This window comes from Streptomyces sp. NPDC054847 (genome assembly GCF_053610925.1).
On sequence record NZ_JBSGZJ010000403.1, the window covers coordinates 1 to 6,452 of the forward strand.

The following is a 6,452-nucleotide window of genomic DNA, read 5'->3' on the forward strand; positions in this document are numbered from 1 at the left end:
GCTCCAGGGCGTGCTGGCCGGGACGGCGCTGCTTCCGTGCCCGGGTCCGGCCCACTCCCGGCCGGCCCCGCACCACAGCGCCCGGCTCGGGGGGGCGTACTACAGCGGGCTGTGCCAGGTCAGCGTCGTACCCCTGGTGCCCTCGTCGTCCAGGCCGTCGTCCGTCACCGTCAGCCGGACCCCCTGGCGTCCGTCCGGCAGCCGGACCGTCGCGTCGACGTGCACATCGACCGACGAGACGTCGCTCCTGCGGTGCGCGGCGGCCAGAGCACCGCGCAGGGCCGCCAGCAGCTCGCGGTCCACCGGGTCCTGGACCAGGGTGTCGACGGCGCCGCTGAAGTGCACCGACGGCAGTACACCGAGCGGCACGGCCGCCCCGCGGGTCTCGCGCAGCACCTGGCCCCTGAAGGTCGCCGGCGCGTCGGCGGGCGGCTGCTGGAGGGCGAAGATCGTGGTCCGCACCTCCTGGATGGTCGAGTCGAGCTCGTCGACGGCCTGGCTCAGCAACCGGTCCGTCGACCCGGCCTCGTCCCGCCGGCGCGTCGACTCGAGCATCATCTCGGTGGCGAACAGCCGCTGGACGACGAGGTCGTGGAGATCCCGGGCGATCCGGTCCCGGTCCTCGTACACGGCGAGCTGCTCGCGGTAGTGCCGGGCGTCCGCGAGCACCAGCGCCAGGGCGGCCTGGGAGGCGAACTGGGTGGCCAGCAGCCGTTCCAGCCCGGTGTACGGTCGGCCGCCCCGCCGCCGCGGCAGCGCCAGCGTGCCGATCAGTCGTCCGCCGCTCTGCAGCGGCAGCATCATGCTCGGCCCGAAACGGCTGCGGACAGGGGTGGTCATCCGGGGGTCGGTGGCGGAGTCTTCGATGAACACCGGTTCCCCGCCGAGGAGTTGGGCGAGCACCGGCGAACCGGGCCGGATGGTCGTGCCGACGATGTCCCGCGGGTCGTCGAGGGTGGAGGCCGTGACGATCTCCATGCCGCCCTCTTCGGTGGGCTGGAGCACCACGCCGGCGGCGGCATCGGCGAGGTCGCGTGCCTGCTCGGCCACGGTCATCAGCGCGTCGTCGGCGCTTTCGCCGGTGAGCAGCGCGTTGGTGACGGCTGCCGCGCCCTCGATCCACCGCTCGCGCTGCCGGGCCGTCTCGTGCAGCCGTGCGTTTCCGATGGCGATACCGGCCTGCGCCGCGAGTACCTGCAGCAGTGCCAGGTCCTCCTCGGTGAACGCGTCGCCGTCCCGTGGGGTCAGGCGCAGGTCGCCGAACATCTCGGTGTCCACCCTGATCGGGATGCGCAGCGGCTCGGAGCCTGCCGTGGGTGCGTCCGCCGGGGCGGGAGGGCCGCCTGCCGGCCGGTGCCCCGGGCCGGCCTCCGTGGCCGTGAACCGTTCGGCGACGCCGCCCCGCTCGGGGTCGGCCACGCCCAGGGATGCGCCGTGCGCACCGGTCAGTACGGCGGCGGTGTCCACGATGTGCTGGAGGGTGGTGCGCAGATCGAGGTCCGTGCCGATGCCGGTCACCGCCTCGAGGAGCGCCGCGAGCCGCGGCGCCCCGGCAGGCCGCTGCCCCGGACGGCCCGTGCCGCCCGAGGTGTCCGGTTCGCTCGCGTGGGGTCCGTCGGGGCCGTACGGGCCGCCTGTGCCCGGTCCGGCCCCGGGGTCCTCGGGGCCGGTGGTCACCGTCCCGTCTCCAGTGCCGGTGTCAGTCGGCCGTGGCGAGCGATTCGAGGTCCAGGGGCTGGATCCGGCCCTCGAGCATCGCGCCGAGCCCCTGCACCGTGCAGGTGTCGGGCCGTTCCGCGATGGTGACGGTCATCCCGGTGGCGTTGTGCAGCATCTGGTCCAGGCCCGGCAGCAGAGCGCTGCCGCCGACCATCATGATGCCACGGTCGACGAGGTCGGCGACGAGGTCCGGCGGGCAGTCCCGCAGCACCTTGCCGATCCCGTCGAGCACCGAGGTGAGCGGGGTGTGGATCGCCTCCCGCACGCTCGCCGTGTCGACGCGGACGGAGCGGGCGAGGCCCGTGGCGACGTCCCGGCCGTGGATCTCCGTCACTTCCGGACCCTGCGAAGTGAGGCCGTTGCCGTGCAGGGCGACCTGGAGCGGCCGTACGGACTGGCTGGGCAGCATCAGCTCGTGCCGGTGGCGCAGGTGCTGGATCACCGCGTGGTCGATGGCGTTGCCGCCGATGGGGATGCGGGTGGCGGTGACGATCGAGCCGAGGGACAGGACGGCGATCTGGGTGGTCGCGGCGCCGCACACCATGATCATCGTCGCGCTCGGCTGCTCCACCGGGAGGCCGCAGCCGACGGCCGCCGCGATCAGGGTGTCCACCAGCTCGACCCGGCGGGCGCCCAGGCCGACCAGGGTTTCTACGGTGGCGCGCTGGGCGAGCGGGTCGCTGTCGTGCGGGGTGCTGGCGGCCGCGCGGAGCCGGGGCTTGCGGCGCAGCTGCCGGCGGAGCTTCTCGCCGAGCAGATGACGCAGCATCCGCTGGGCCATGTCGATGTCGACGACCGTGCCGCCGGAGACGGGGCGCGCGACGCGGATGTAGGCAGGGGTGCGGCCGGTCATCTTCTCGGCGAGCTCGCCGACCGCGATGAGCGCCCCCGTCCTGGTGTTCACGGCGGCGACGCTCGGTTCGTCGACGACAAGGCCGACGCCCTTGACGAAGACGCGGGTCCTGGCGGCGCCCAGATCGACTGCCACATGGCAACGGCGCAACTGCTCAAGGCTGACGGTCACGGCGGTCCTCCCGACTGCGGTACGTGTTCGCATCGTGCGATCGCCGCGGGCGGGGCGCGCGCTGGGCTGCGCCGGTCGGGGGTACGTACCTGACGGGCCGACAGATCAGTCCACGAGGCGTTGCAGCAGGCCCCAGGTGAACTCGGCGACGCGCATCTCGCCACCGGGCAGGGTGAACGAGAGCCGCCATCTGGTCGGTGCGGAACCCTCCATGGGACGGGCCGGCGGGAAGGCCCTCGCCACCTCGTCGACGGTGCACGACCAGGGCACCAGGTCGTCCGCGGTGCGCAGTTCGGGGCCGGCCGCTCCCGGCGCGCGCACCAGCCATTCGTTCCACACGGCACCGTTGCCGGCGGCCAGTACTTCGAAGCGCAGGTCCGGCCAGAGGGGCAGTCGCCACAGCAGGGCGTCGCACTCCAGGTCGCCGATCCGCCGTCGGACGACCTGTTCGGGTTCGCCGAGCACCGAGCGGTAACGCGACAGCGCGCCGCGCGATCCGCGTGCACGCAGCATCGCCTGCCAGCGCCGATTGGCCTCGCGCTGCTCCGCGAGTGACGCGCCGAGGGCGTGCCGCGCGTCCTCCGCGAGAACCGGCTGGAAGTCGGCCATCCGGCGCAGCAGCACCAGTTGGAAATCGAGCGGTCCGAAGCGGGCGTCAGGGGTCATGGCCGACATCCTGCCCGGTCCGCGATGTCAACCGCGGCGAGTCGGCTCGCCGCGGAATCGAGCTTTCCACACAGGATCTGCACAGGCTGACCCACCGCAGGTGCCCGGTCGCCGAATAATCTGCGGGCGCCATGGATTACTGCCACCCGTGCGGACGGCACCTCAACGGCGCCCTGGCCTGTGCCGGCTGCGGCACACCGGTCGAGGAGCTCCGCCACCACAGCCCCCGTGCTCCCGAGCCCGACCACGTCTACGAACTGGACGTGGTGAGCGAGCCCGCGGACAGCACCGGGCCGCGCCGTTCGCGCCGCCAGGCCCCGTCGCGGCGCAAGCCCGCGGGCCGCCGTGCCCGTAAGCGGCGCGGTCGCAAGGTGATGCTCGGGACGCTCGGCCTCGTGCTGGCGGCCGGGGCGCTGAGCCTGGCGGAGCTGGCCATGGAGGACTCCGGCGACGACGGCGCGGCGACGGCGGTCAAGGAGGATCCGGTCGTCGAGTCGGAGATGCCGGACCCGACGGCCTCCGAAGAGTCGCCGGACGCCCCCGGCCATGTGAAGGAGCCGGCCGTCACGAAGTCGTCCTCGCCGCGGCCGGGGAAGTCCCGGGCGGGCGGTGGTGGCGAGGGCGACGGTGGCGACGGCTCGGGCCGTACGGGCCCGGGCGCCGGGAGCGGCGAGCCGTCGGAGGCCGGGCCGAGCGGCGACGCCTCCCCTTCCGCGTCGTCCTCCGGCGACCCCGGGAGCAGCGAGGGGCCCGGGAGCACGGGCGGGACCTCCTCCGACCCGGCCGATCCCGAGGAGCCGGGCCAGCAGGACCCGCCGCCTCCGGAGCCGACGCCGAGCGAGACGTGCAGCCGCTTTCTGTTCTGGTGCGTCTAGGGTCGGGACGGACCTGACCTCCGCACCCGCGCCGTGTCCGTCCGGGCGCCTCCCGGGTGCCCGGCGGCCCGGGGGCTTCAGGAACCGGCGGCGGGCGGCTCCGGCACGTCCTCGCCCAGCATCCGTCTGAGCAGGTCCCGCAGCACCGAACGCTCGACCGCCGTCAGCTGCGCCAGGGGCTCGCGTGCGAAGTCCAGTGAATCCCGCAGCCGGCGTGCCGTGCTGCGGCCCTCCTGGGTGGCAGCGGCGATCTTCACCCTGCGGTCGGCCGGGTCGGGGCGGCGCTCGACCAGGCCACGTGCCTCGAGCCGGTCCACGATCCCCGTCACGTTCGACGGCTCGCACCTCAGCTTCTGGGCGATACGGCGCATGGGAGTGGGCTCCATGGAGAGCAGCCCCAGCACACGGGCCTGCGCCCCCGTGAGGGAGTGCTCGGCCGCGGCCTGCTCGTACTCCTCGTGGTAACGCGCCACGACGGTGCCGATGAGCTCGACGACCTCGAGGGTCAGGGGATCTGTTCGCTGGGCGGCCATGCGCATCAGGATAACCCGATACTTGACAACCTGAAATATTCAGGCGCATGGTTGTTTCAGGTAATGAAGCTTTTCTAGGAGGAACGCAGCATGTCCGCACTTCCCGCGTCCGGCCGTGAATGGCACCTTGTCGCCCGCCCGCACGGCTGGCCCAAGGCCGAGGACTTCGCGCTGCGCGACGCGCCCGTCACCGAGCCCGGGGAGGGCCGCATCCTCGTGCGGAACCTCCACTTCTCCGTCGATCCCTACATGCGCGGCCGGATGAACGACGTGAAGTCGTACGTCCCGCCCTTCCAGCTCGACCGGCCCATGGACGGCGGCGCGGTCGGCGAGGTCGTCGCTTCGAACGCGGAGGGCTTCGCCGCAGGCGACCACGTGCTGCACGGCCTCGGCTGGCGGGAGTACGCGGAGGTGCCGGCCAAGCACGCCACCAAGGTCGACGCCTCGCTCGCACCGCTCTCCGCCTACCTCGGAGTGCTCGGCATGACCGGCCTGACCGCCTACGCGGGCCTGTTCGATGTCGCGTCCTTCAAGGAGGGCGACGCCGTGTTCGTCTCCGGCGCCGCGGGTGCTGTCGGCGGCCAGGTCGGCCAGATGGCCCGGATCAAGGGCGCCTCGCGCGTCATCGGCTCGGCCGGCTCGGACGAGAAGGTCAAGCTCCTCGTCGAGGAGTACGGCTTCGACGCGGCCTTCAACTACAAGAACGGCCCCGTGGCCGCGCAGCTGAAGGAGGCCGCCCCCGACGGCATCGACGTCTACTTCGACAACGTCGGCGGCGAGCACCTCGAGGCGGCGATCTCGTCGTTCAACGTCGGCGGCCGGGCGACCATCTGCGGAATGATCGCCCAGTACAACGACACCGAGCCGACCCCCGGACCGCGCAACCTCGCGCTCGTCATCGGCAAGCGGCTGCGCCTCCAGGGCATGCTGGTGAACGACCACACCGCGCTCCAGCCGCAGTTCGTGCAGGACGTGGCGGGCTGGATCGCCTCCGGTGAGCTCAAGTACAACGAGACCGTCGTCGAGGGGATCGAGAACGGCTACGAGGCCTTCGTCGGACTGCTCCGCGGAGAGAACACCGGCAAGATGATCGTTTCTCTCGCCGGCTGATTCACCCGTTAGGCTCTTGCCCAGCCGTCGCGATCGTGGGCGCGAGTCGCGGCGAACCAGCAGGAGGAAGACTTCATGTCCATCCAGCAGTCCGACGTGCTCTACACCGCGGTGGCCACGGCGGAGAACGGCCGGGACGGCCGTGTCGCCACGCACGACGGCCAACTCGACGTCGTGGTCAACCCGCCCAAGGAGATGGGCGGCAGCGGTGCCGGCACCAACCCGGAGCAGCTCTTCGCCGCCGGGTACAGCGCCTGCTTCCAAGGCGCCCTCGGTGTCGTCGCCCGCCAGGAGAAGGCGGACATCTCCGGCTCGACGGTCACCGCCGAGGTCGGCATCGGGAAGAACGACGACGGCTTCGGCATCATCGTCAAGATCTCCGCGACCATCCCGAGCGTGGACGCCGCCACCGCCAAGGACCTTCTCGAGAAGGCCCACCAGGTCTGCCCGTACTCCAAGGCGACCCGCGGCAACATCACGGTCGACCTCGCGGTCTGACCGGCGGCGCCGAGCGTGACGCAGGGC

7 protein-coding genes are annotated in these 6,452 nt (G+C 72.5%); 3 read left to right on the plus strand and 4 right to left on the minus strand.

Annotation, left to right across the window (positions count from 1 at the left end; all coding sequences use genetic code 11):
• Positions 1 to 99 precede the first annotated feature (99 nt).
• The 3 genes from ACWGH4_RS28485 to ACWGH4_RS28495 all read right to left on the minus strand — a co-directional run bounded on the left by ACWGH4_RS28485 (position 100) and on the right by ACWGH4_RS28495 (position 3,409).
• Positions 100 to 1,518, minus strand: coding sequence for a GAF domain-containing protein (locus ACWGH4_RS28485; protein WP_453465988.1), 1,419 nt, complete (start codon positions 1,516 to 1,518; stop codon positions 100 to 102).
• Between the two features lie 181 nt (positions 1,519 to 1,699).
• Positions 1,700 to 2,743: a rod shape-determining protein gene (locus ACWGH4_RS28490; RefSeq protein ID WP_453465978.1), complete on the minus strand. Its 1,044-nt coding sequence runs from the start codon at positions 2,741 to 2,743 to the stop codon at positions 1,700 to 1,702.
• Positions 2,744 to 2,848: 105 nt separating this feature from the next.
• Positions 2,849 to 3,409: a hypothetical protein gene (locus ACWGH4_RS28495; protein ID WP_453465980.1), complete on the minus strand. Its 561-nt coding sequence runs from the start codon at positions 3,407 to 3,409 to the stop codon at positions 2,849 to 2,851.
• 131 nt (positions 3,410 to 3,540) lie between these two features.
• Here ACWGH4_RS28495 and ACWGH4_RS28500 point away from each other — a divergent pair, with 131 nt between their 5' ends.
• On the plus strand, positions 3,541 to 4,284 hold the full coding sequence (locus ACWGH4_RS28500; RefSeq protein WP_453465982.1) for an SCO2400 family protein: 744 nt from the start codon (positions 3,541 to 3,543) through the stop codon (positions 4,282 to 4,284).
• Positions 4,285 to 4,361: 77 nt separating this feature from the next.
• On the opposite strand, the gene ACWGH4_RS28505 is transcribed toward ACWGH4_RS28500, so the two are convergent.
• Positions 4,362 to 4,817 carry a MarR family winged helix-turn-helix transcriptional regulator gene (locus ACWGH4_RS28505; RefSeq protein ID WP_159692287.1) on the minus strand — a complete coding sequence of 152 codons (456 nt, stop codon included), beginning with the start codon at positions 4,815 to 4,817 and terminating at the stop codon, positions 4,362 to 4,364.
• A gap of 90 nt (positions 4,818 to 4,907) precedes the next feature.
• On the opposite strand from ACWGH4_RS28505, the gene ACWGH4_RS28510 reads away from it, so the two are divergent.
• Positions 4,908 to 5,927, plus strand: coding sequence for an NADP-dependent oxidoreductase (locus tag ACWGH4_RS28510; RefSeq protein ID WP_453465984.1), 1,020 nt, complete (start codon positions 4,908 to 4,910; stop codon positions 5,925 to 5,927).
• 75 nt (positions 5,928 to 6,002) lie between these two features.
• Positions 6,003 to 6,425: an organic hydroperoxide resistance protein gene (locus ACWGH4_RS28515; protein ID WP_453465986.1), complete on the plus strand. Its 423-nt coding sequence runs from the start codon at positions 6,003 to 6,005 to the stop codon at positions 6,423 to 6,425.
• Positions 6,426 to 6,452 lie beyond the last annotated feature (27 nt).

What these genes read in the sequence shown, in the direction of transcription:
- ACWGH4_RS28495 (WP_453465980.1), bottom strand. Translation starts at nt 3,409, where the DNA reads ATGACCCCTGACGCCCGCTTCGGACCGCTCGATTTCCAACTGGTGCTG.
- ACWGH4_RS28500 (WP_453465982.1), top strand. Translation starts at nt 3,541, where the DNA reads ATGGATTACTGCCACCCGTGCGGACGGCACCTCAACGGCGCCCTGGCC.
- ACWGH4_RS28505 (WP_159692287.1), bottom strand. Translation starts at nt 4,817, where the DNA reads ATGGCCGCCCAGCGAACAGATCCCCTGACCCTCGAGGTCGTCGAGCTC.
- ACWGH4_RS28510 (WP_453465984.1), top strand. Translation starts at nt 4,908, where the DNA reads ATGTCCGCACTTCCCGCGTCCGGCCGTGAATGGCACCTTGTCGCCCGC.
- ACWGH4_RS28515 (WP_453465986.1), top strand. Translation starts at nt 6,003, where the DNA reads ATGTCCATCCAGCAGTCCGACGTGCTCTACACCGCGGTGGCCACGGCG.